The organism is Vibrio sp. J502 (genome assembly GCF_025397955.1).
GTDB lineage: Bacteria > Pseudomonadota > Gammaproteobacteria > Enterobacterales > Vibrionaceae > Vibrio > Vibrio anguillarum.
This window is the reverse complement of the sequence record NZ_CP104554.1, coordinates 610,628-634,430: the sequence shown is the minus strand read 5'-3', so window position 1 is coordinate 634,430 and position 23,803 is coordinate 610,628. Positions and strand designations below refer to the sequence as shown.

The following is a 23,803-nucleotide window of genomic DNA, read 5'->3' as shown; positions in this document are numbered from 1 at the left end:
TAGAAACAGCAAAGCCTTAAGCAAGTCACACTCATTGAATGCACTTTGCTTAAGGCTAAAAAAGGTGGCTGACTCGATTGGCTTTGCTTACGCAACATCAGCCAGCCACCCAAATCAAAGCTTACGCTTCGACGGGTTTGCGCCAGTCATCTGAGCCTGAAGTACCCGCGTTCACGTGATCCCACAGGATTTTACGGTAAGACATAGAAACCGTAACGTTTTGTGTGAAGTCGCCGTTTTTTGGATCTTGGCAGTGTGGCATTTCGCAATGAATGTCCACGATAGACGCGCTTTCGAGTTTGGTCGTGAAGAAGTTCTCTTGCTTACCTTCGATAGAGGTACGGTACCATTTTAGCTCAACCGATTTCATCTTCTCACCCGAAGAGAGGGCGTTATAAAGCAGAGGAACCGCTTTGTTGAGCGCGACGGTGAATTTGAATGGCTTGTGCACACGTTGACCTGAAGGCTGACCCGATTGTGGGTCAGTCGGTACAGTCACAACGTGGTCAAACATTTGAACCAACATTTGGTCTTCATGACCTTCAACGAATGCATCGCCGATAGAGTCAGTAGAAAGAGCACCAGCAGTGATGAGGCCCTGTGTTTCGCCTTCGATAGAGATATAACATGGAGTTGGCATAGCTTAATCCTTATTGAGTGAATCAAAGCGATGTGAACCACATCGCACAGTTTGATGCTTCTCTACGCAAAAGAAATGCCAAATCAAAAAGAGCTATATATCAAGTGGTTAGAAAAACCCAGCAAACACTCAAGCAATAAATTGCTCGCGTGGGCAAAAAATTGCTCACGGTGACGAAATATTACCTGATAAGGCGGTAATTAGGTAAAAGTGGCAAAGGGCTATCGCTGGTAGCGAGTTGTTATCACTTAGGAAGGGGAGCATCTTCTGGCATGTTTGCAATAAACTGAAGTAACTGACGCCGCTTTTCTATAGATAATTTTGAGATAGCAACAACTAATTCAGCCGACTCTTCATCTTCACAAAAGAAATAGTTCAAAGGCACTCCAAGCTCATCAGCAATCAGCTTAAGCGTGTGGACGTCAGGTGTGTGTTTTCCCTTTTCGTATTGATTCATCCTAGGACTAGCTGAACTTTCATCCATACCTATGCGAACTCCCAACATTTTTTGTGAGAGCTTGGCTTTTTTACGCGCTTCTTTGAGGCGTATTGGGATTGGGTTGTCGAACGACACTTAGGATTCATATCTCTAGGCTCAATGTAACTAAGATTTTCTTAGTTTTACTGATTTATGTATACTAAGCAATCCTTAGTTTTATGGTTTTAGAATAGTCAATGAATCGTTCTCAAAAAATGAATGCGTTTATGCATCAACTGTTGATTGAAAAACAGATGGATAATTTTTCGGTTGTGGAAATTCGAGATGCATTGCTGTTGCTTGAAGGTGTTGATCCCGATCCTGAAGAAGCCCGGAAGTTCATTTATCGTCAAATTTTAGTGCTTGAGAAAAAAGGTTGGCTGAGTTGTGAAGGGATCGGAAGGCAAAAAAAGTATTTCCAAACCGAACTCTTTCGAGGACTCGATATAATCAGCCGAGAAAGCTCATCGCCTAAGGTTCGGATTTCCCAACCGTCAACTTCAGCCATGGATGGATACTCGGTCTTGATGACAGAGCGTGGTGAACATCAGGGTGAGTTGGAAATTATTCTCGGTGAAATAGAAGAATATCAGTCGTTGAGTCAACGTTTTCCTGAATTGAGTACTCAAATCACACCACTGCTTAAGATAGCGAGAGAACGTTCTGCATTATTATTGGGCAAAATCAATGTATTAACCAATGTACTAACGTCGTTATCAGAAGGATGCGCTCGATGTTAAGAGATTGGCAAAGAGACTGTTCGATGAGAGCGTTAACAAAGTATCAAGGCGAACAGTCTCATTTTTTCTGTCAAGCAACCCCGGGGGCCGGTAAAACTATCCTCGCCGCCGAAATTGCTAAACGCTTATTGGCGGGCAACTTAATTGACTTGGTGTTGTGCTTCTCCCCAACGCTCAGTGTGGCTGACAGTATAAAAGGAACCTTTTCCAAGACATTACATTGTACGTTCAATGGAGGCTTAGGCTCCATTGGGCAATCACTGACCTATCAATCCATTCAATTTTTAAATGATGAATTTTGGCGGATCCTGACTAAATACCGAGTGTTTGTCGTATTTGATGAAATCCATCATTGTTCAGGATCTGAAATGGAAGGCGCGAATGCATGGGGGCAGCAAATACTCTCCAAAGTTCAAGGGCTCGCCACTTATACGTTAGCGCTATCTGGTACGCCATGGCGCTCGGATTCCTTACCGATTGTGATGGCGGAATACAGTGACCCTGATGGCCAACTGCTCGTCGATTATCAATACAGCTTGAAACAGGCGATTGAAGACAGAGTGTGCCGTTCACCAAAGATTGTTTTGGTGGATAACGAACATCTCACCATTACCGGTAGCAAAGAGGTTCAATCGTTTTCTTCTATATTAGAGTTACTGAAACAGACAAAAACGTCATACCAGAGCATCATCCATAATGATGAAGCGATGGAATATCTCCTTGGTTTGGGCTGTAACAAACTGGCGAGTATTCGTCTGGAATCGCCCAATGCCGGAGGGTTAGTTGTGGCGGCGTCGGTACAACATGCAAAGAAAATCCAAAAAATATTAGTGACTCAGTTTCATCAATCGGCTGCGATTGTTACCTATCGTCATGATGAGCCGCTGTCTGAAATTAATGCTTACCGTCATGGTAATACCGAGTGGATTGTCAGTGTCGGTATGATTAGTGAGGGGACAGATATCCCAAGATTGCAAGTTTGTTGCCATATCAGCTCAGTGAAAACCGAATTGTACTTTAGGCAAGTACTTGGCCGTATTTTGAGAGTGAACGATGAGCCGAACCAAGAGGCTTGGCTGTTCACTTTTGCAGAGCAAAGCCTTATCGAATATTCCGAACGCATTGAGCAAGATATTCCTGAAACCTGCCTGTTTGCGAAAATGGGTCAAAACGAAGCTTTCCACATCGACGGTTCGAATATCCGCCCACTGCAATCGACCACTTCTGAACAGGGTGACATAATCGTCCCCACTCTGGATTGGAACTCTTCAATTAAAAATGGAACGTCAGTTGATGGCTCAAATGAGCCCTTTGATGAGTTACATTTAGGGCGCTTTAAGCAGCGAGTGATATCAGCATTTAGGATTTAACTATCTAAAAATTCACTAGTGAATCAAAGGTGAAAACTATCTATCCAACGATTTAAGATAATGACTGCGACATCTATAGAAAGATATTGGAGAGTATGATTATGATACTGAGTATATAACTTTAATACTCAGTATCTAACTTGTTCAATAACCACTACAGGCTGCTTAAAATAAATCTAATAAAACCAACTATTATGCGCCAACGGCATCCGGTTTAATAAATCTCTTCGTTCGCGCCAGTCAGGCAGTAACCTATCCATATGAGCTTTAAACCGCTCATTATGATTGCGCTCAAGTAAATGTACGAGTTCATGCACAAGTATATACTCCAAGCATTCTGGGGGCTTTTTCACGAGCTCTAAATTTAACCAAATGCGCTTTGCCTGAATATTGCAGCTACCCCATTTGGTTTTCATCTTTTTTACCCCCCAATCAGCGGCAGTAACACTAATTTTAGCTTCCCAAACTGGCAATAACTCAGCGATTCGCGCTTTAAGTACGTCTCGGTAATACGAACTCAGTACCAGAGCCTTGTTCTCAAGCGTTGTTGCGGTATTAGCATATAAATGCAACCGACCACGACCTAACTTGATTTCATGCTTTCCTGAACGCTCGATAAGATTAAGACGATAACGCCTGCCCCACAGGTAATGACATTCACCGCTAACCATTTCTCGATCAGATTGGCGAGGTTGTTTGGCAAAATCACTCTGCTGTTTCTTGATCCAAGGAATGCGACTGATCACTGCCATACGGATTGCAGTTTCTGTCATAGATTCAGGAGCAGAAACACGCACACGCCCATCAGGTGGCAACACGCTGATATGGAGGTTTTTAATTGCCTTACGATTTAACTGCATCGTAATAGAACCAATTTCTACTTTAGGCATTAATATTTTTCTTTATTCATAAATAGTCTTTTTGCGCTTTTGCCAATTCCATTACACCCTGAATATCCACCTCATAACCCGCCGTTTCTTCTCGCACCGCATTGGCAATTTCTCGTTCCTTGAAACGATCTCCTACCCAATCCGCTTTCTTGGTATACCGAATAGCCGTATCAATTTTTGTGGCCAGTAGTTCATCTTGACCAAAGTTATCGTAAAACGCACGTTTTGGGCTGGAGTCCATCGATGACGGGTAGCTAGAAGCACTCTGTTCTGGGCGGACAACCTTACGAGATAGCTCGCGGATTTTCTCCAAATACTCCTGATACTCAATTGCCTTTTGACGACGAAGCTCAATCAGCTCATCCAACAACACCGACATTTGCTCGTAATATTTTGGATTAACCGGGTTTTCATCGACGATAGTTTTACGCACGTTATTCTCGATGGTTTCGGCCATGGCTTCCTGATTCTTGCGAATACTCTCAGGCAAAGCCTCCACTGCATCAGCACCTTTTTCAACAATAAGCTCAATTAGACCCAGCTCTTCAAAGTCCATCAGCACTTCACTGTCATCCGCACGAATATACATATCTAACAAGTGACGCATCGCAGGCTCAAAGCGTTTCATTTCTACCAAATCGCCACTGGCCAACTTCACTTCATCACGGACTTTTTCAAAATGAGCCACTTCAGATCTAATCGAGTCTATATGTTGCGCAGAATAGCCTGCCTCAGGCATTTCATTGGCTATATTGGCAAATGCGCGCAAAAGTTTAGCAACGCTCTGATATAGCATTAAGCGTAGGGCTTCTTTTTCAGCTAGCTCATCAGCATTAGCCCCAGATTTACAGCAAAAATAGTGACGGTAATCATTCTGATCTTTAGGTGCTTTTACTGGCTCACATAAGGCTCGCACCATTTCTAGTGCATTGTCCAAATCTAGCTTGGCTTGCTCTAAACGATCTTTCAGCAGCCCTGCAACATCTTCCTTGTCGTATCCATCAAATGCGCCTTGAGTGTAATCAGAAATCGCTTTATCCAACGAGCGGAACAAGTCCTTGTAATCGATGATATAACCGTATTCTTTATCATCCCCATCCAAACGGTTCACACGGCAAATAGCCTGAAACAGGTTATGATCAGCCATTTTTTTGTCGATATACAAATAGGTGGCAGAAGGAGCGTCAAAACCAGTTAGTAGCTTATCGACCACGATCAGCAAACGCATTTGCCCAGGTTCATCAATAAATTGCTTTTTAACTTCTTTTTCAAACTCTTCAACGCGGCTTGCGGCCTTGTCTTCCGGTTGCTCGAAGTAATCCGCGAGCATCTTGCGGTAAATGTCGTACTTAAAGAGTTTTTCGGTTAAACCTTCACCGGTTTCTTCCCCTTTAATGCTCGCAGCGGTTGGCTGAAAACTAGTGACAATAGCAACCTTGCCAGCCAAGTCAGTTTGGCTGAACATCTCATAGGCTTTACAAGCCTGATAGACGCTAGAGCAGACCAACATGGCATTGCCGTAGCCATCCATCAGGCGTGGCTTGGTGTCTATATCCAGCAAAATATCATTCACAATTTGCTGCAAACGCGATTTACTGGACAGCACCTTTTGCATGGTGCCCCATTTCTGCTTCAACTGGGTTTTCGCTAATCGGGATAAGCCGCGAGTTTTGGCCTCAAACCATTCATCTACCTTTTTCTGCGAAGTGACGTTTTGGTCGATGTCCCGCGCTTCATAGCGTAAATCGAGCACGACGCCATCGGCAACGGCTTCATCAAACTTATAGGTGTGAATGTAAGGGCCAAACACCTCAACCGATTTCTTTTTGTCTTTTTTCATCAGCGGCGTACCGGTGAAACCAACAAACATGGCTTCGGGCAGGATAGATTTCATCGCCTCGTGCAACTTGCCCGATTGAGTACGGTGACACTCGTCCACAAACACAAACAAATCACCTTTGGCTTTAAAGTCCGATGGTAGGGATTTCTTTAACTCGGCAATAAATTCATCCGTTGCGGTATCGTTTTCCGAATCAGACTGCCGACCAAATTTATGTACTAAAGAGCAAACTAACCAAGGGTTGGGTTGATTGAGCGTCGCCACCAAATCGGCACCGCTTTTGGTACGATAAATGTCTTCCTCAACACCGGTGAACACTTTTTCAATCTGTTCGTCCAGCTCTGTACGATCAGTGACAATTAGCACGCGGGCGTCTTTGACATTTTCCCGTATCCACTTAGCCAACCAGACCATAGTTAAGCTTTTACCAGAACCTTGGGAGTGCCAAATAATACCACCTTCACACCGGGCAATATGGGGCTTGGCGGCTTCAATACCGAAGAATTGATTATGACGGCAGGTTTTTTTAATACCGGCATCAAAAACAATAAAATCGTGGATAATTTGCAGAAAGCGCGCTTTGTTGCACACGCGGCTCAGGTGAAAATCGAGCTTGTGACCATAAGGATTGGTAACCTCTTCCTTCCACTCAAGGTAGTGTTTTTCAGGGGTTTCAATGGTACCATAACGCAGGCCTTGCGTGTCGTTACCCGCCATCACCAGTTGCATGGTAGTAAAGAAGTTACGGATAAAATCTTTCTTCTGATTATCGAGGTTCTGGCGAATACCTTCGGAAACCGACACAGAAGAGCGTTTCAGCTCAATTACACCAAGCGCGATACCATTGACATAAAGCACTATGTCTGGACGTTTTTTGTTCTCACCCTTGATAGAGACTTCTTCGGCAATGGCAAAATCGTTTGCTTCTGGGTTTTTCCAGTCAATCAACCACACGGTTTCATTAAGATGGCCAGCACCTTCTTTATCTTTCACGCCGTAACGCAGCAGGCGATAAACCTCTTTGTTGGCGTAATAGAGCTTTTTACCTTCACCCAGTGCTGCTGCCGTATCCAATTGGCGAATAGCACGATTGATCAACGCCTCGCTGACACCGCGCTTTTTTAGCCAATCAATCAGGATACTTACTTCTATATTTTTATTATTAGCGCGATCCTGCCAATCGCCTAAATAGCGATAGCCTAAGTCAGTTTGAAAAAACTGAACGATACGATTTTGGGTAGCGCGCTCACGCTGACCAACGTTACTCATCCTAACCTCTAATCAATCCGAAGCTTGTTCCCCTTGCCAATCAAGCAACGATCAAGCAAATTTTGTCCATTAAAATCAATTCGGTAGCGCTTAATTCGTTAGCTTCAGCACCACTCAGTCAAGCAACCATCAAGCAAGTTAGACTTTTGAGCACTTAACGCTACCAACCGTGCTCGCTTAATAATGGCCTTGAACGCATTGCCAGCCCTGTCGTCAATAAACTCAATGTCTGGATACGCTTTTATCGCTCGTTTTATGCCGCTCCCCAAGCCCCGATATGGCAACACTTTTGGAGCAAACGAGGCCAAAATTGGGTTTCTAACATTCGAGTTACCCATTTTGATATTTTCTATCGTTAAATTATTGGGCAAGTGACCAGGGCTCACGATTTCAATTCGATCTGCAAACACCAAAACCTTAATCGGAGCGGATACAAAGTAATCTCGATGAATAAGCGCATTGGCAATAAGCTCTTCAAGAACGATTCGCGGAATTTCTGGCTCGCCGACTGAGTTGAAGCCTTGTTCATTCTGCACATGGCGAATGTTAGCCAACACAAAACCCAGAACCTTTTGGAATACATCCGATAGCTTGCCGTTAATATCCTGGCTGTCTATATAGTGCTCGTCTTCGATATCAACACCCGGAAAGGCCACCGCTTTTACAATAAAAATAGGTAGGCGTATTTGCGGTCTTGAAGCAAATAACAGAGCACCACAAATATTGAGCTGCCCATTTTTTGCCAAATTCATGTTTTCAAGCAGTAGAACACGGGATACGTCTTGGTCTTCAACTCGCTCGCCGTATTCACTTTCAAAAAATGCGTCAAAAAAATCTTGGTCTATGTCTGCAACTGAACTTCCACCTACAGGGATCTCATCAGCATGTATCAGTGCTGCTTCTTGAAACATTCTTTGGAGTTCTTCGCGTGCGGTCACTCTGCGTTTGTCAGATCCACTTTTAACCCAGATATACCCATTAGTATCCATGTAAGGCTTGTTCAAACCCGCTTCAACGGTGACTAGCAGCACCTTCCCAGTTGGCAAAGTGAAATTCTGAGTCATTGGGTTTATGGCGGGCCTAATGTTATTGGATGCAGCATTAGAGATCCGATTATTAATCTCTCGAATATTTTCGTCTGTCAAACCTGAAATAGTCCCATCGTCGTTTACACCAACGAGAATGTAGCCGCCTTTAGAGTTGCAAAATGCGGCCATTTCAGAGGCCAATGAGTTCTCATTATTAATGGTGGCTTTAAACTGATGCCTTGAGTCTTCACCATTGGCAATAATGGCTAAAAGTTCTTCGGTTTCCATGCTTCATATACCTGTTTACGTTTTTCGAAGGCTTCGGCACCACCTTCCATAATACTTACAATGCGTTGCTGAACGTCAGCACAGTCAATGCTGCCGTTAACTAACGCGATATGGTCATCTTGATACTCACAGGCAATCACCTGTTCGGCATCACCCAGCACCGGAATATTGGCGTTGTGTGTCGCGAAGATAAACTGGGTAGAAGGTTTAAGATCTCTAATCAGCTTGATGACATCGTCATAGATAGTTTGGTTATCCAAATCATCCTCTGGCTGGTCAATAATCACCACGTCGTTTTCTTGCTGACTCAACACAAACAGCATCAACGCCGATGCTCGTTGCCCCAACGAGTGGTGTGCCAGTGCTTTGCCGTGATACTCGATGGTAAACACATTCGGCACTTGCCAAGTTAATAAGGCATCCAAATTGTCTTCAAAATACCGCCAGAAGGTATCAAACGACCCGCTAAGCGTGCCTTTTAGCTTTTCAACGTCGCGATAGGCAGAAGCAAAGTCGCTAAACTCATCCACAAGCCTTTTTTGAGTAGCACCATGAATACCACTACCTCGAAATAAGTCTTGCATGTACGCGAGCATGGCGGCCTTATTCGCCTTAAACTGCGGCACAATTTTAAGGGGCGAATCAACCCGATTGATTTTGCTCAGCACCTGCTCAATGGCGCGGTACTCCTCCAGCCATAGATCATTCAGCTGCGCTAATTCACGCTCTAGGGATTGATTCAAATCCGCATACTGCTGCTCGCTTTTGGCGAGTACGGCTAACATTTGATCGGCTTGGTCTAACAAGCTTTTAAGCTGTTTAAATTCTTGCGGGCTAATTGCCTGAGCACCGGCTTGCTTAAGCTCTGTGGCCAGTTTGCGTTCAATCTCGGCAAACTCTTCCTTTAGCGCTTGCTTTTGTTGCACAAAGCTAAACAGCTTCTGTTGTAACAAAGCAACCGTACTGTGACCCGTTAGCACAGTTTGCTTGATGCCATCAAAGCCAGCAATCAACTGCTGATAGGTTAAAAAAAAGTCATCAAAAAATGTCTGATTCTGGGCTGACTTATACAATGCCTGATTTTTTAGCTCATCTTCAAAGCTGGCCACAAAACTATTGAGCTCGGATAGATAATGCTCAGCACCTTGAATGATTTGCTGCGCTTTGCGTTCATCGCGCTCAAAGTCAATTTGCTTTTGCAGCTTAGTTTCAACACCGTGTTGCTGATAGAACTTGAGCTTAAATTCAGCATCTTGCTTTTTCTGCAACCATTCTTGCTTTTGCGTTGCTGCTCGGGTGAGGCGCTTAATCTGATTAATGGCGTCCACCACCCGCTGACGGGCTTGCTCAATTTTTTGTCGAACAGGCACTAGCGCTTCGCCAAGCAGCTTTTCAATCAAGTCTTTTTCAAAGCCAGCGCCCGTGCTGGAAAGATCTTTCTGGCCAAAATAAATCGGCTGATGTAATACCGTTTCACGCACCGACACGCCCGGTTGCAACTGGCCATTCACATACACATCGGGGCGCTCACCCAATATGCGGCGGATTTGATAGGGCTGGCCGCGGCGGTCAATGGCGTCGATGGTAATTTTGCCACCACTACGCAGTAAGTGTTTTACCAGCCCCTCTTTGTATTCCACATCCGACGACTTATCGCCAAAGGGAATATTCAGCGCGTAACGTACCCCTTCCAACACGGATGATTTACCACTGCCACGAATGCCAATCAGGGTATTGAGCTCAGGAGAAAGGCAAATTTCTGTGCCACCTAAAGTACCAGCCCCTTCAAAGCGGATTTTTTGAATATAAGAATGTTTATAGCTAGGCAGCTCGGCGCGGACTCGGGAGGCTTTATCTCGCAACGCAAACTTAACCGCCTCAAAGCTGAATGAGCCAAGCTTTAAGTAGCTTGCCTCTTTACGGGCCGCCATATCCGCAAGGTTCTTGGCATCACAACCTTCGACTTCAGCCGGATATAAATGACCTAATGCCTGCTGGATTTTCGCGCGCTCATCACGGGTGCGCACTTTTTGAAAAGCCAAGACTCTACATCTTACTGTCGCGTTATCAAATAAATCCTTTATTCGCCCTGGTGCGAGTTCTTTCCACAAACCCTTTGGCGCTTCGACGTGGGCAAAAATGAGAAAGTAATCTTTATGGAATTTATCTAACTCTCGAACAGTGTCGACAATATCGTGATTCGAACGGGCATTTTCATCTTCGAAGTTCGCAATACCCGCGAAAGTCAGGCTAAGAAACGTCTGAATATGGTTGGTTTGTTCTTTGTTATTAAACCATTCATCGGAAAATACCACCAAAGTATGCACACCAGCCTGACCATCCTTGATGGATAACTCAATGCCCGGCAACAAACCAATGCCTGATTTTTTGGCTTTTTTGCGCAATGCCTTAAATTCATCTGCATCAAATTTATTGTGGTTGGTGATAACCCCAAGACCAATGCCAGCATTCGCAAGCGACGCAACATACTGGTTTGCAAAGTCGTTATCTTCACCACTATAGGTAAACTCTTTATCAGCGCGAGTATGGAGGTGGAAGTCGGCTTTTAACCAACGGCTTCCATATTCAAATACAGGTTCACTCATGAATAACCTCCTTTGCTGGCTTGATTAAACGTGTTTTACCCGTCAGCAGCTCTTGCATCATACCTTGTTTGATTTGGCGGGTTTTGCCAAGGCGTTGTTCCAGCGCCTGAATCTCTGCGTCCATATCGGAGAGGATCGTGGCGATGGCGGATTGTTCTTCTTTTGACGGAGGCAAAAGAAGTTTGAAGCTTCTAATATCTTGTGGGCTAATGTGCGGTATTGCGGTTACCGTTTTGACTGAATCGCAGTGCTCAGTAAAAAACTTGCTGCAAACCCACTCCTTTAGATAGCTTTGAGATACGGCTTCACTGCGTAATCTTGCGACTCGTTGCAACAGTACTGCTGGCAAATCTGATTCACGCAATTGCGCAAAACTACGACCAACCAGCGATCCATCCATTGAAATTACGATGTCACCAATCTTCAACTCGTACTGAGCAATAGATGATGTTAGTTCAGACCAATACTGAGTGATTTCCTCTGACCAATCAGTGCAGCTTCTTTTAACATTTGAACCACGCAAAAGGCGAACACCCGAATCAGAATATTTACTGCTAGGAAAAGGGAAACCAGTCAACAGGTCACATACATCACCAACGAAACCAACCGCCCAATCCTCCGGTATTTCCCCCAATTCACTTGGCTTAGTGCCTTTGGGTGTACCGTCTTCACGCAGAGCGAATTGCGGCAGGCGAGTGCGGCCGGTGAGGAGTTGTTGCATGGTGGCGGTTTTGATGGCCTGTTTTTTGGCGATCAGTTTTTCCAGCTCGCTGATCAGCGCATCGACATCTGATAGGGCATTGGCGATGGCGGTTTGTTCTTCTCGGCATTTTGGAATGGATATTTTGAAGGAACGAAGAGTCCCAATTGAAATTTCCTGAAGTGCAGAACCATTCATTGAACTTATTAGTCGATTTTGCGAACTTTCAGAGCAAAGTGCTTGTTTAATATACTGAGGCGCGAACTCACCTTCAAGAGCAATAAGAGCAATCCCCCTTGTAAGATTTGCTTTAACTAACTCTTTCCCAATAATTCCAACTTCGCCAACTTTGCCACGCAAAGGGATAACAAGATCATTCTCTTTTAATTGAGTTCGTTTATATGCATTGCTTATTTTTTGAGTGGTACGAATTAGGTTATCTGTTTTTATCGAACCCTTTACTATGTCTAAGACTCGTAAACATGGAATGCCATCATGTACATGAGGTCCTGTTTGGACAATTCCATAAGAAATTGATCTTTTATCGCCAGTGATGCTTTCTAACGTTTTTACATCCCAATGTTCAGGAATCACCCCAACTTCCGTCTGCTTATATCCAACGGGTACGCCATTCGTAGCTACATCCGACAGATACTTTGGACTTACTTCAGCTACTCCATTACGTCGGCTATCCATGCCTCCGCCCTGAGGGCCGCCGCATGCGGCGTTCAAATTTTCTCCCGAAAAATTTGTCATAGCGTCCACTCCAAGCCCATGGCTTTTAGATGACCCGCCACTTTATCACTCAGGTTATCTACCGATTGGTTAAGAGCAGGCAGCGGCTCGCTGTAGCGCTCTTCCAGCTCTTTCACGCGATTAGCCAGTTGCTGGGTGACGCGCTCGATTTCAGCCACGATATTGCTTTCAAGCGTCGCTAGCCATTTATCGTCCACAATCAGGGATTTTATCTCATCGATGCTGAGTTTGGGGTATTGCTTAAACACCGCTAAATCGAGGGCTTCTTGCGCTTCTTTTAGGGCTTTTTTAGCATCGGCCTCGGCATCAAACAGTTTTTTGGCTTGTTTTAGCGCGGCTTTTTCATCGGGATCGGTGGCGAGTTTCAAACGTGCCGTGACTGTGGCTTTGGTGACTTTATCTTTGTCGTTCAGCGCATCATTCAGTAAACCGTCTTCGCCGCTGTTTTCTTCTATAAAGCTTTCTAACGCTTGGTTGGCGCTATCCAGTGCGCTTTGCAGGTTATCCACTTGGGCTTGTTCTTCGGCAAAAAAGCACGCCACGATCAACGCCGGTGGAATGAGTTCAGCTTTGTATTTGGCTTTGCCAATCACTAAATCAGGCGTTTCTTTGAGCTTTTCACCTTTTTTAACGACTAACTCACGCAGCACTTTGCCGGCTTGCCAGCCGTCTTGCACTAGCACGTACACATCGTCTTGCATTGACTCCGCCCAGTAGTCCATCAAGATCTGGTAGATGTCGTATTTGCTGAGTAACGGCACGTTCGCGTAGCTATGCAATAAACTTTCACTGATTTCAAAAATAAGCGATTTGGGTTGATCGCCGATAGCGATTTCCCCTAAAGCGATAGCTTCACTCCATGCATGAAAATGCTGCAAGCTTTCTGTCGCGAAGGTTTTAAACTCCGCATGATTCAAAATGGTACCTTTTACTTCAGAGGCTTTAACCAAGGCTTTGCTATAACCCTCACGGGCATTTTCAAACAAGGTCGCACGAATGCTCGGGAAGACTTGCCAGTAGCGCTCTAAAGCATCGATATCGCGGTTTGGAATGCCGCCTTGCAGATGGGCGCTTAAGTCGTGCAGATCTTCCGGCTCGCTGGAGTCGATATAACGGGGAATATTGAGGTTGTAGTCGTTGGCAGCAATTTCACTGATCGGCACCATTCGCGAGTAGCGTGGCAACTCTAACTGCTTGGTAAAAGCATCGACAATTTTATGAATATCTTGGCTACGCAGGCGGTTTTTATTGCCGTCTTTCATGAAGCCTTTGCTGGCATCGACCATAAAAATACCTTTCCTTGCCTGCGCGTGCTCTTTATCAATCACGATAATACAGGCAGGAATGCCCGTGCCGTAAAACAGGTTAGCCGGTAAGCCAATAATGCCTTTGATGTAACCTTGTTTAATCAGGTTTTCACGAATACGCGCCTCGGCATTGCCACGGAACAAAACACCATGGGGTAGGATAACCGCGCCTTTACCCGTGCTCTTTAGGCTTTTAATGATGTGCAGCAAAAAGGTGTAGTCGCCGTTTTTCTCCGGCGGAATGCCCCAACTGAAACGGCCAAATTCATCCTCTTTCGGGTTGATGCCGCTGGTCCAGTTTTTGTTGGAAAACGGCGGGTTGGCCACAGCAAAATCAAAGGCTTTTAACTGACCATTTGCCTCTTTCCACTGTGGGTCAGCAATGGTGTTGCCTTTCCAGATTTTAGCGGTGGCGTTGTTGTGCAGGATCATATTCATGCGTGCCAATGCACTGGTGGCGTTGTCCATCTCTTGACCAAAAATACTCAAGCCACGGGGCGCTTCATCACTGGCTTTTAGCAATAGCGAGCCTGAACCACAGGTTGGGTCGTACACGGTGGCATCTTGCGAGGTATTGCTATCAATACCAATCACTTTTGAAAGAATGCGCGAGACTTCTGAGGGCGTATAAAACTGGCCTTTGGATTTGCCCGATTCCGTTGCAAAGTGGCGCATCAGGTATTCGTAGGCATCGCCCAACAAGTCATCGCCATCGGCACGATTATCGGCGAGGTTTAGCCCTTCAAAAATACCGACTAGCTTGCCCAGGCGGTCAACCATTTCTTTGCCCTTGCCAAGCTTGTCTTCATCGTTAAAGTCGGCAACGTCGATCACACCTTTGAGGTCGTTTTCTTCGGCCAGCGCACTAATGACTTTGTTGATTTTATCGCCGATCTCTTTGTCGCCTTTCAGGGCAACCATATCGTCAAAACTGGCTCCTTGTGGCACCACAATCATGCCGTAAGGGTCGCCTTTGTACTTATCAGAGACATACTTCATAAATAGCATGGTCAGCACATAGTCTTTGTACTGGCTGGCATCCATACCGCCACGAAGCTCGTCGCAGCTGGCCCAAAGGGAAGAGTAAAGTTCGGTTTTCTTAATGGCCATGGTTATTCCTAAGTACTTATTCGGTTTGCGTTATCGGCAATGACTTTCCGATACGCGTCAATGAGAGTTATTAAAGCTTAGCGGTATCGAGGCCTGCGGCTTTAAGTCGCTGAGTTAAGTTGCGCATCTTGCTGAATTCTGTACCGAAACTGCTTCGCAGGCCCACTCCTTCACAAAACTCTTTGGCGGTAATGCTCTTCAGCTCATCGGCGTATTTGAGCATTTGAAGATGCAGTTCAGCTGTATATTGGTTACGTGGGGCATCTGACAAGGCCTGCTTAATGCTTTGGTAAATCTCGATTTCGTTCATTTTGAGCCTGTACGCAAGATGAAACTAGATAATTTAGCTAAAGTAGCTAAATTATCTAGTCATTTCAATGGATAGATAATTTCTTGAAGTCGGCGTTTAATCCTTGAATACTGTTTGCCTCACTCTAATTCACTACTTTTACCTTTGGTCTTATACGTTCTACCTTTTGCGGTTGACCGCTTAGTTGACGAAGTAGAGCGTCGCTTGGCGCGATTTTTAAAACTTGGCTGTTGACCCAAACCACTTAGCGATTTAAAGCTCGCTTTGTGGGATTCGATTTCACTTAACAACAACAATAAACCGTTCATTAATGGATTCATAAAATCTTGATAGCGTAATTTTTTTTCACAAATGGCCTCAAGCTGGGCTTCCCAATTCGCGGTCATATCCGGTACTACCATTCGTTCGGGTAGGCTTTGAATTAATTGCTTACCTATGGGCGTAGCGCGAATTTCTTTTCCTTGCTTCGTTAAAAATTGCCGTTTGAACAGCAATTCAATGATACTGGCTCGTGTCGCTTCAGTGCCGAGACCGTCCGTCTCCCTTAACACTTTTTTAATTTCAGGGTCAGCTACATATCTGGCAATTCCTGTCATGGCAGCTAATAAGGTCGCATCAGTAAAGTGCTTTGGTGGACTCGTCTGTTTCTCATCAAGCTTCCCATCAATGCAGGTTACGCCATCTCCTTCTGTCAGCATCGGTAGTTTACTCGGTGAAAACTCTGTGTCACCGGATATGTGTCTGTCATTACATAACAACACCTTCCATCCTTGTTCGATAATTGATTTTTCGCGAGCAATAAACTGACCACCACAAATTTCAACATCTATCTGGTGCTCTGCATAAACAAAAGGAGGGTAAAACTGCATGAGATATTGTCTAGCAATTAACTCATAAATTTGTTGTTCTTCACGAGTTAATCTTGAAGATCCCACACTTGTTGAAGTAGGAATAATCGCATGGTGAGCACCTACTTGGCTGTCATTCCATACCTTAGTTTTAATTGATAAATCACAACCCGATACAGCAAGGCTTAACACCTGCAAAGTTTTTGCAATAGCCTGAGTTACGTCTTTTCTTTCGTCAAAATGCCCTGCTGGTAGGTAGCGACAGTCTGACCTTGGATAAGTTATTAACTTATGGCGTTCATATAATTGCTGACAGACATCCAAAGTTTTTTGGGCGTTCATATTAAATCGTTTAGAGGCATCGATTTGCAGTGACGATAAACTGTACGGCAGGGGGGAATACTGCTTTTTTTGGTCTTTAGAAACAGATGTGACTAGCCCCCTCTGATTCATAACCTTATTGATGACCGTTTCAGCAAGCTTTTTCACCAACACCCGCCCATCTTCATCCATGTATAGCTCGCACGCTGCACTGGGCTTCCATTTAGCGATAAATTGTTGCTCTTGATTAGTTTGTAATGTGACAAATACTTCATAGAATGGCTTGCTAATAAAGTTATCTATTTCTTGGTCTCGATGGACCACTAATCCTAATACGGGGGTTTGTACTCGCCCAATTGATAAAACTCCTTGATAACCAGATTCTTGCCCAAGCAGGGTACAAAGGCGTGTCATATTGATCCCGTATAGCCAATCAGCTCTTGATCTCGCCAAGGCCGAAGTCGCTAAAGGAATAAAATCTCTGTTTGACTTTAAGTTTCGGAGGGCCTTTTGAATAGCCGAAGGGTTCATATCATTAACCAAGCAACGCATGGTAGCGTCTCGCTTAGCCTGGCTTACTCCAGTGTAATTTATAACTTCATCAACTAAAATTTGCCCAACTCTGTCGGGGTCGCCCATATTGACCAGTAAATCAGCTTCTTTTATTAGCTTTTTAACAGTATTGAACTGCTTGCTTGTTTCAGGTTTTACCTGCTGCTTCCATTCATTTGGTACTATAGGTAAGTGTTCTCTTCGCCATTTTTTATATTCAGGATTATAGGCTTCAGGATCGGCCTGTTCGAGCAAATGTCCAATACACCAGGTAACTACATCTCCGCTGGCGACTTTAATGAAACCGTCCCCTTTCTGATGAGGTTTAGGCAGTACATCTGCAACAGCACGACCAACACTGGGCTTTTCAGCTATATAGAGAATCATCTATCTCGCCCTTTTACCATTTCAACCACTTTAATAGCATGAAGTTCTTCTTCTAACTGCTGGATACGCTCTAATGCTTCAAAGAGTGCAAACTCCAAGTTTGCACTCTTTGCCACAACCTGATCACAAAAGTTTTTAATCAGATCCCGTTGTTCTCTGTACTTAGTTTTTAAACGGCGTTCTTCTTCCAACTGATAGCGAAAATTTTTACTTTTATGTTTAACAAATGATTTATTTACTTGCTTAACATCTGCCTTAGCAATTACAACTCTGGCTTTTTCTACAAATTCTTTATAATAGTAAATGCCGCCTGAACTAAGACCAGCTTCGTCATTGATTCGTTTTAGATTGATTTTTCCATCGTTTGAAGTTTTTTCTGGCTTTCCGTCTATTAAACGATTCAGAGCGAGCTCTAACCTTTGAAGAGTTATTTCTGAACGTTCCTTTATATCGATTTTATTCATAACAATGTCACCGATATATCTGCTGAAAATTTAACGTATGATAAATTATGCTCATCCAATACCTTTTCGATCGACCGTATTTCGAAATAGAATTTCGATAATATGTTCGGTTGATTAACTTTAGCTTCATCCATCTTAGTGTACTTTGTTATTAATCTGTCACGCATTTTTTCAAGCTCTATCGCTTTTTCTTTCGTGACGACCTTGTATTGACAAATAGTCATATCACAAATTCGATCACAACTTGGATTTGTACAATGTCCTGTTGGATGCTCAATAATTGACAAACGCCCTTCTTGTACTTGTTGAGCTATTTCATCCCGACTTAAATATATCGTTGACTTTGCATTAGCACGCAAACTCAGAATCCGTTTACCCTCTGGCCCCGCTAAGGTTTCAGCTTCATTGTATATGTAATATAGTGTATCAGTCATGTAAGCTGTACTTTCACAAGATATTTCTGCTTGCAAGCTGGCATCCATCATCATATCTAGGTAAGACGCTACACTTGCTTGATTTGAGTACCATAACGTCATCGCAATGTTCATGTGTTTGAACTGGTATTTTAAATCCAATAACGAAGCAAGTTTATTTCTAACAAGATAAACAGCGAAAGTACGACGAAATGAGTGAGGATGAGGAATTAATATTTCACCAACATTCAACTTACTGTGCCGAGTCGGATTTAGAAGATTGAACTCTTTAATGTCTTCTGGCGTTAATTTATAACCCACTGAATAAACAAAGTTCCTCAATGAATTATTTATAGCTTCCCTTCCAGCCTTTGGATTAATTGCTGACGGGACAGGAAAATTAACAAGTATTGAGTTTATATCTTGAAGATAAAGATTCCTCTCGTCTTCATGGGCTATTTTCTTAGAATTATCCAACCAATAATCTCTAGCAAATTGATAACTTTCCCACAATAATTCGATAGCTTTTTTTGCGGCTGGAATTGTGACCCAACTTACTGCTCTTTTTACACCACCTTTGTTTGGCTTTGTATCGAATCCATTTAAAATTGGAATTGAAAATCCAGCATACTCTTTCTCTTGGTATGAATTCAAATTAAACGATCTTAACTCCGCATCTCTACAGCCGCTAAAAGCAGAAATAACAGTATAGCAAGCACCTCTAACACTAGCTAACCAAATACCAGTATGATCTAGTTCAATGTTAGGAAAATATCCAATTTTTTTATATGTTTGCTTAGTCGCAACTTTTATTTTCTCTTCATTTCGTCCTCTTAACTTTACTTGATTAATAAATTCCTTATAGAGCCTTGATATTAAGTGACGATCTTCATGTAAATGTTCCACTATACGAATTGCCTCACCAAAATATACAGTTGCAACGTTCTCGGGTATCGCCATAGTTTGCTTAGAAAATCTTGAGTCACCTGCTAGATAATAAGCTAAGTCATCGGCTTTACCTATATCACGAGTTATATATCCTTCTTGAGTCAAAGTTGGAAAAAAATCAAGCTATTCTTCCAGGTTTTGTATTTCAATTTCAATAACCTCGCATCAGCAATGACGGCACTATAAATAATAGTGTTATCTAGGTCCTTATAAGAATTTCCACCTTGTCTCAAGATTAAATTTTGAAAGGTTACAGAACCAAAAATTAAATTCTTCAACATCGAAGTCTTTGACATCAACATGCTAGACTGTATTATTTTAAATGCTATATCCTTTATCGTCTTTTCGAATTCGCCTGATAGTGATTTAAATGAAATGGTTATTTTTTCATTGAAAAACACCCAACGTTTATCCGAGTAAAAGGAATAAGGGTTATTTGATGAATCATATGAAACGACGAGATCATTTAAGTCATTTTCACGTGTAACCTGAAGAAGACATTGTTGCTGCTTTATCATTTGTAAATCCCCATAAATATTTTAAGATCATCATCGTCAGACCATAGTGGATGGGGTGACTCCAAATATTGCTCGTACGCCTTTTTGTAAACCATCGGAAACCTTTCTTGAATTACAAGCAGGATATGCTCTACAGAGTTGGTTACTTTTTTCAGATGTTGTGATGGTATCGAATTTACGGAAGGGCGACTTAAAGCCTCAGAGATAGCATCTCTAAACGATAGTAATGACCAAACATCCTGTACCTCAGCAATAACTGCATGATAAGGACAATCAAAGCAATCTAGGAACTTAAAACATGCTATTTTGTCGGTATTATTCGCAAGTGCATTTTGTATAAGCGCTTTTTTCAACTGTTCTGCTTTATCGCCGAATGGTCTCGTACATCTCAATCCATTTGTAATGATGGAAGCTTTTATCCCACTACCCTGTAAGTATTTCTCTCGGATAGGATCTTTAAAATTATATGCAATTTGCTCTTTTGCTTCCTTTAAGCTAACACCTAGTAAAGTCTGTTGCCTAATGCTAAGGCCGAAGCAAGTGAAAGCTCCATTGTTTCGGGATTACCATCTGTATAGTGTTTACTTACGGTCTCAGGTAAGTTGTTGAGCCCATCAGCTACTGCAAATATGCTTTCTGTCGCGCGCATGATAATTGATGCTTTGGTCTTCCTAAACCTCTGAGTTTTAAGATCTGGAAAATTCAGCTTTCGAAAAACAACATTCAGATCTGTCGCTTCTGAACTAGTCATTTGCAAGGCGATACCATTTATAATTTTGGGAAATACAAATTCATTGTTGTCATTTACTAAACCTTTACTTATACCGATCCAGTGTTGGATGAATTCTTTTGCTCTTCGGTTAAAACCAACATCCAAATAATTAAGGCGACTTCCTTGTCGGCCCTTGACTGTAGCAAGCTTATAGACCCCTCTAGATACAGTCTTGAAAGATTTTTCGCTTATATCTGAATGTTTTAAACCTAATAGTGGCGTTGCATTGATGCCAGTATACAAACAGGTAATAAAGTAAGCTGACCGTGTCAAATCAAATTTCCACTGTTCTCTATTTGTGTTAGCTTTTACTGCCCTTACAGCTTCTCCCTCGCTCGTGATCAAAGGAAAAGCGCATGGGATCACCTTTTTCTCTACGCAATCAGCGTAAATGCTATAAATTGTATCTAATGCTGCATAGAGTTCAGATAACTCCCTATCTGTATAGGGCTTTATACTTTGTGAATCTCTTGGAAAAGCAAAGATAAACGGTTTTAAGTCAAGGTGAAGTTTGAAATCATACTCTCTAACAAACGAAATTAATGTACCTTGTTTTTGTCCAGGATTTTTACCTTTTTTTCCTTTGTGATATTCAGTGACTGACTTTTTCAAATATTCTGCAATAGTGCTAACGGTTAAAATATTTTCGATATTATTTTCATCACAAAACCTGAATAACGCAACCAAAACTGAAAATGTATTAATTTTTGTCCTTGTTGTCCTTTCCATTAAGTTCACCGTCGTAGTAATTTTATTAACTAACGAACGTCGGTTCATTTCTATTTTTTCTATGCGACTAGAATTAACTTTAATCTTATGGATTGGCAAATCTAAAACCGGGCACCCCTTATAATTTAGTCTTTCAAAATCAGCAATAGAACGACCATCGGTAATAAATCTGACGTGAGCAGAAAGCTCAATTAAGTTTTCTGGCTTTGCAATACTAGATGTTAAAATCTTACGTTTACTACTTCCTAAAAATGACATCAACTTACCTCTCTAAAATAATATCTAGAGCATCTTCGTATGTTGCATTTGCACAGTTTTCTTGCTCGCAAAATCGTAAGTATGCTAATAAGGTAATGCGGTGTTGATGTCCTAATGTAGATTGTAAGTAATCTAAAGCATCTTCTTCTTTTAATTTGTAGTTCAACAGCTCTTTCAAACGAAAAACCGCATAAGTTGCTCTCAAGTTATGGAATTTATGATTAAAATCGTCATGTTGATTTTGAATCTCATTTCGTAACTCACCCCATCTTGCATTAATAGTGTTATCAGAAAATTTATTACCAAGACTGGTAATAAACAAGAATGGATTATTTGCTTCTATTGGATTCAAGCTTATAAATTTTCTTTTTCTTTCCATATATCTTGATGAATTAATGTAAGAATGAAGCTCCAGCATTAAAAATGTTGGGATTTCAGCGTATCGACTCGTTCCTCCCTTTGTATTAACACCCATACTCGGTGCCAAATACAAACCTTCAGCATGAATTAAATATTTTTTATTTAATTGTTCTGCTGTTGGTCTATAAATTTGTCGTTCTCGAAGTGTTAGAATTTCAGACCTTCTCAAACCTGAAAACCTTGCCAATTTAACAGCCAATATAAATTCTGTTGATAGAGGAATATTTACACTTCCCTTAGTGGATTTTCGTAACCCCTTTGGATTAAATAAAATTGCAGATTCAATGCTTCGCCATTCATGCTCGCTCAACGGGATTAGATTTCTAGACAGTCCGTTATGCCGTGCATCCCTCGGTAAGTTCAACCTTAAATCTGTAGAATCTACATGCAGCAATGTATTTCGCATGTAACTGTACTGACCTGCTGTTGTGACCTTTACCAATTCAAAGTTAAAAGGAGGGTTCTCGAATAGATATTTTCTCGACAGATAAAACTTATAAAATTTTATGACAACTCGCATATAACTGTTAGCTGTACTTCTTGCTATGATCCCTGATTGAAAAGCTTCTCTTAGATGTCGCTTAAAAGCATATGTAGGACGTTTTCTTACCGAGGAAGGCATTGAATACCATTCACAGTCGATTTGTTCTAAAAAACTAAAATAATGCAACAAACCTTGAGCTTGAGTTTGCACATCTTTTTTAAATTGATTTGCTTTTAAATTAATGAGCCAATTGTTAGCTACCTCAATAGCGTTGCCGTTACTTCGATATAACAATGGCATTTTTCCCAATACATGAGGCTTATCAGGATTAATGACATCTAATTTCTTGTTGGGTTGTGACGCAAAATACGACGTGAGTTTAAACTCTGGTATTACCCAAATGATGATGGACATGCTGTGATCCTTCTGTTTTTCACATCTTCACACTTATTTTTATGTAATAGTGTCTTTTCATAAAAACATTGTAACAGTGCGCGATCCGGGTCTCCTGCATGGATAATTTGCGATGCTTCTTTCAAAAGCTGACGAATCACAGTCAACTGTTTGCTCGATGTTTTGCGCGGTCTAAGCTGCCACTGTGAAGGAATGATAGGTAAGTCGAGTAAATTCCACTTTTTATAGCGTTCATCATAAACATCCGGCTCAACTTGCTCGAGTAAATGCCCAATACACCAAGTAACGATGTCGCCATTCGCACAACGAATGAAACCTTGATCTTTCTTGTGTGGTTTCGGCAAAGCATCGGCTATAGCGCGCCCTAAGCTGGGCTTTTCAGCAATGAATAAACGGGTCATAAACTCAAATCAACGCAAAAAAATAAGGCCACATTAACCAATGTGACCTTAATAAATCAAGAAAAACTGTTATTTTATACAGTATTATTCTTCATTGCCTGCACGTGCAGCGGCTTCTTTCACTAAAGGTTGCAGTTCGCCTTTTTGGAACATTTCGATAATGATGTCACAACCACCAATCAACTCACCTTCAATCCACAATTGTGGAAAAGTAGGCCACTGTGCGTATACAGGCAGCTCAGCGCGGATATCTGGGTTTTGCAGAATATCCACATAAGCAAATTTCTCACCGCAAGCCATCAAAGCCTGCGCAGCTTGAGAAGAGAATCCGCAACTTGGTAGCTTAGGAGAGCCTTTCATATATAGCAGAATGGCATTTTCTTCAAGTTGCTGTTTAATTTTATCAATAGTTTCCATTGCTTCCTCTTAATGGGGATAGTGCGGTTTGTTACTGACATTCTAAATCATTAATAGAGAATAAAAAGCACATATTATTTATGGATATCCTGCCTATACAACAATTTTCAATATTAGGACTTTTA

18 protein-coding genes and 1 pseudogene are annotated in these 23,803 nt (G+C 42.3%); 2 read left to right on the top strand and 17 right to left on the bottom strand.

The features are described 5' to 3' along the window. Nucleotides 1-121: 121 nt before the first annotated feature. Nucleotides 122-640, bottom strand: coding sequence for an Hcp family type VI secretion system effector (locus tag N5E84_RS03145; protein ID WP_019281889.1), 519 nt, complete (start codon nucleotides 638-640; stop codon nucleotides 122-124). A gap of 244 nt (nucleotides 641-884) precedes the next feature. Further along, nucleotides 885-1,214, bottom strand: coding sequence for a helix-turn-helix domain-containing protein (locus N5E84_RS03140; protein ID WP_019281890.1), 330 nt, complete (start codon nucleotides 1,212-1,214; stop codon nucleotides 885-887). A 101-nt stretch (nucleotides 1,215-1,315) separates the two neighbouring features. Here N5E84_RS03140 and N5E84_RS03135 point away from each other — a divergent pair, with 101 nt between their 5' ends. Next, entirely contained in the window at nucleotides 1,316-1,858 is a 543-nt protein-coding gene (locus N5E84_RS03135; RefSeq protein WP_019281891.1) for a hypothetical protein, read from the top strand. Then, nucleotides 1,843-3,228: a DEAD/DEAH box helicase gene (locus N5E84_RS03130; protein ID WP_069212004.1), complete on the top strand. Its 1,386-nt coding sequence runs from the start codon at nucleotides 1,843-1,845 to the stop codon at nucleotides 3,226-3,228. Before N5E84_RS03135 ends, N5E84_RS03130 begins: the two co-directional genes overlap by 16 nt. 176 nt (nucleotides 3,229-3,404) lie before the next feature. Here N5E84_RS03130 and N5E84_RS03125 read toward each other — a convergent pair whose 3' ends face one another. The 15 genes and pseudogenes from N5E84_RS03125 to N5E84_RS03055 all read right to left on the bottom strand — a co-directional run bounded on the left by N5E84_RS03125 (nucleotide 3,405) and on the right by N5E84_RS03055 (nucleotide 23,678). Continuing rightward, on the bottom strand, nucleotides 3,405-4,118 hold the full coding sequence (locus N5E84_RS03125; RefSeq protein WP_019281553.1) for a M48 family metallopeptidase: 714 nt from the start codon (nucleotides 4,116-4,118) through the stop codon (nucleotides 3,405-3,407). 16 nt (nucleotides 4,119-4,134) lie between these two features. Further along, nucleotides 4,135-7,227 (bottom strand): type I restriction endonuclease subunit R, encoded by a 3,093-nt coding sequence (locus N5E84_RS03120; protein ID WP_019281554.1) that lies wholly within the window; start codon nucleotides 7,225-7,227, stop codon nucleotides 4,135-4,137. 104 nt (nucleotides 7,228-7,331) lie between these two features. Then, nucleotides 7,332-8,543 carry an RNA-binding domain-containing protein gene (locus N5E84_RS03115; protein WP_069212005.1) on the bottom strand — a complete coding sequence of 404 codons (1,212 nt, stop codon included), beginning with the start codon at nucleotides 8,541-8,543 and terminating at the stop codon, nucleotides 7,332-7,334. After that, nucleotides 8,522-11,149 (bottom strand): TrlF family AAA-like ATPase, encoded by a 2,628-nt coding sequence (locus tag N5E84_RS03110; protein WP_019281555.1) that lies wholly within the window; start codon nucleotides 11,147-11,149, stop codon nucleotides 8,522-8,524. Before N5E84_RS03110 ends, N5E84_RS03115 begins: the two co-directional genes overlap by 22 nt. Then, entirely contained in the window at nucleotides 11,142-12,605 is a 1,464-nt protein-coding gene (locus tag N5E84_RS03105; RefSeq protein WP_019281556.1) for a restriction endonuclease subunit S, read from the bottom strand. The genes N5E84_RS03110 and N5E84_RS03105 overlap by 8 nt, the downstream gene beginning before the upstream one ends. Then, complete coding sequence (locus N5E84_RS03100) at nucleotides 12,602-15,022, bottom strand: type I restriction-modification system subunit M (protein WP_019281557.1); 2,421 nt, start codon at nucleotides 15,020-15,022, stop codon at nucleotides 12,602-12,604. The genes N5E84_RS03105 and N5E84_RS03100 overlap by 4 nt, the downstream gene beginning before the upstream one ends. Nucleotides 15,023-15,092: 70 nt before the next feature. Continuing rightward, on the bottom strand, nucleotides 15,093-15,332 hold the full coding sequence (locus tag N5E84_RS03095) for a hypothetical protein (protein ID WP_019281558.1): 240 nt from the start codon (nucleotides 15,330-15,332) through the stop codon (nucleotides 15,093-15,095). Between the two features lie 119 nt (nucleotides 15,333-15,451). Continuing rightward, on the bottom strand, nucleotides 15,452-17,440 hold the full coding sequence (locus tag N5E84_RS03090; RefSeq protein ID WP_019281559.1) for a DNA topoisomerase III: 1,989 nt from the start codon (nucleotides 17,438-17,440) through the stop codon (nucleotides 15,452-15,454). Then, the gene (locus N5E84_RS03085; protein ID WP_019281560.1) at nucleotides 17,437-17,904 is read right to left on the bottom strand and encodes a hypothetical protein; all 468 of its coding nucleotides are present in this window, start codon (nucleotides 17,902-17,904) and stop codon (nucleotides 17,437-17,439) included. The genes N5E84_RS03090 and N5E84_RS03085 overlap by 4 nt, the downstream gene beginning before the upstream one ends. Continuing rightward, on the bottom strand, nucleotides 17,901-19,370 hold the full coding sequence (locus tag N5E84_RS03080) for a site-specific integrase (protein ID WP_019281561.1): 1,470 nt from the start codon (nucleotides 19,368-19,370) through the stop codon (nucleotides 17,901-17,903). The genes N5E84_RS03085 and N5E84_RS03080 overlap by 4 nt, the downstream gene beginning before the upstream one ends. A gap of 409 nt (nucleotides 19,371-19,779) precedes the next feature. Next, on the bottom strand, nucleotides 19,780-20,136 hold the full coding sequence (locus N5E84_RS03075) for a hypothetical protein (protein ID WP_069212006.1): 357 nt from the start codon (nucleotides 20,134-20,136) through the stop codon (nucleotides 19,780-19,782). A gap of 149 nt (nucleotides 20,137-20,285) precedes the next feature. Then, nucleotides 20,286-21,542 carry a hypothetical protein gene (locus tag N5E84_RS03070; protein ID WP_069212007.1) on the bottom strand — a complete coding sequence of 419 codons (1,257 nt, stop codon included), beginning with the start codon at nucleotides 21,540-21,542 and terminating at the stop codon, nucleotides 20,286-20,288. 4 nt (nucleotides 21,543-21,546) lie between these two features. After that, the gene (locus tag N5E84_RS03065; protein ID WP_019281566.1) at nucleotides 21,547-22,860 is read right to left on the bottom strand and encodes a site-specific integrase; all 1,314 of its coding nucleotides are present in this window, start codon (nucleotides 22,858-22,860) and stop codon (nucleotides 21,547-21,549) included. 80 nt (nucleotides 22,861-22,940) lie between these two features. Next, nucleotides 22,941-23,261 (bottom strand): annotated as a pseudogene (locus tag N5E84_RS03060) (toprim domain-containing protein); the annotation flags it as partial. A gap of 84 nt (nucleotides 23,262-23,345) precedes the next feature. Next, nucleotides 23,346-23,678: a Grx4 family monothiol glutaredoxin gene (locus N5E84_RS03055; protein ID WP_010318865.1), complete on the bottom strand. Its 333-nt coding sequence runs from the start codon at nucleotides 23,676-23,678 to the stop codon at nucleotides 23,346-23,348. Nucleotides 23,679-23,803 lie beyond the last annotated feature (125 nt).

What these genes read in the sequence shown, in the direction of transcription:
- N5E84_RS03145 (WP_019281889.1), bottom strand. Translation starts at nt 640, where the DNA reads ATGCCAACTCCATGTTATATCTCTATCGAAGGCGAAACACAGGGCCTC.
- N5E84_RS03135 (WP_019281891.1), top strand. Translation starts at nt 1,316, where the DNA reads ATGAATCGTTCTCAAAAAATGAATGCGTTTATGCATCAACTGTTGATT.
- N5E84_RS03130 (WP_069212004.1), top strand. Translation starts at nt 1,843, where the DNA reads ATGCGCTCGATGTTAAGAGATTGGCAAAGAGACTGTTCGATGAGAGCG.
- N5E84_RS03125 (WP_019281553.1), bottom strand. Translation starts at nt 4,118, where the DNA reads ATGCCTAAAGTAGAAATTGGTTCTATTACGATGCAGTTAAATCGTAAG.
- N5E84_RS03120 (WP_019281554.1), bottom strand. Translation starts at nt 7,227, where the DNA reads ATGAGTAACGTTGGTCAGCGTGAGCGCGCTACCCAAAATCGTATCGTT.
- N5E84_RS03115 (WP_069212005.1), bottom strand. Translation starts at nt 8,543, where the DNA reads ATGGAAACCGAAGAACTTTTAGCCATTATTGCCAATGGTGAAGACTCA.
- N5E84_RS03110 (WP_019281555.1), bottom strand. Translation starts at nt 11,149, where the DNA reads ATGAGTGAACCTGTATTTGAATATGGAAGCCGTTGGTTAAAAGCCGAC.
- N5E84_RS03105 (WP_019281556.1), bottom strand. Translation starts at nt 12,605, where the DNA reads ATGACAAATTTTTCGGGAGAAAATTTGAACGCCGCATGCGGCGGCCCT.
- N5E84_RS03100 (WP_019281557.1), bottom strand. Translation starts at nt 15,022, where the DNA reads ATGGCCATTAAGAAAACCGAACTTTACTCTTCCCTTTGGGCCAGCTGC.
- N5E84_RS03095 (WP_019281558.1), bottom strand. Translation starts at nt 15,332, where the DNA reads ATGAACGAAATCGAGATTTACCAAAGCATTAAGCAGGCCTTGTCAGAT.
- N5E84_RS03090 (WP_019281559.1), bottom strand. Translation starts at nt 17,440, where the DNA reads ATGATTCTCTATATAGCTGAAAAGCCCAGTGTTGGTCGTGCTGTTGCA.
- N5E84_RS03085 (WP_019281560.1), bottom strand. Translation starts at nt 17,904, where the DNA reads ATGAATAAAATCGATATAAAGGAACGTTCAGAAATAACTCTTCAAAGG.
- N5E84_RS03070 (WP_069212007.1), bottom strand. Translation starts at nt 21,542, where the DNA reads ATGTCATTTTTAGGAAGTAGTAAACGTAAGATTTTAACATCTAGTATT.
- N5E84_RS03065 (WP_019281566.1), bottom strand. Translation starts at nt 22,860, where the DNA reads ATGTCCATCATCATTTGGGTAATACCAGAGTTTAAACTCACGTCGTAT.
- N5E84_RS03055 (WP_010318865.1), bottom strand. Translation starts at nt 23,678, where the DNA reads ATGGAAACTATTGATAAAATTAAACAGCAACTTGAAGAAAATGCCATT.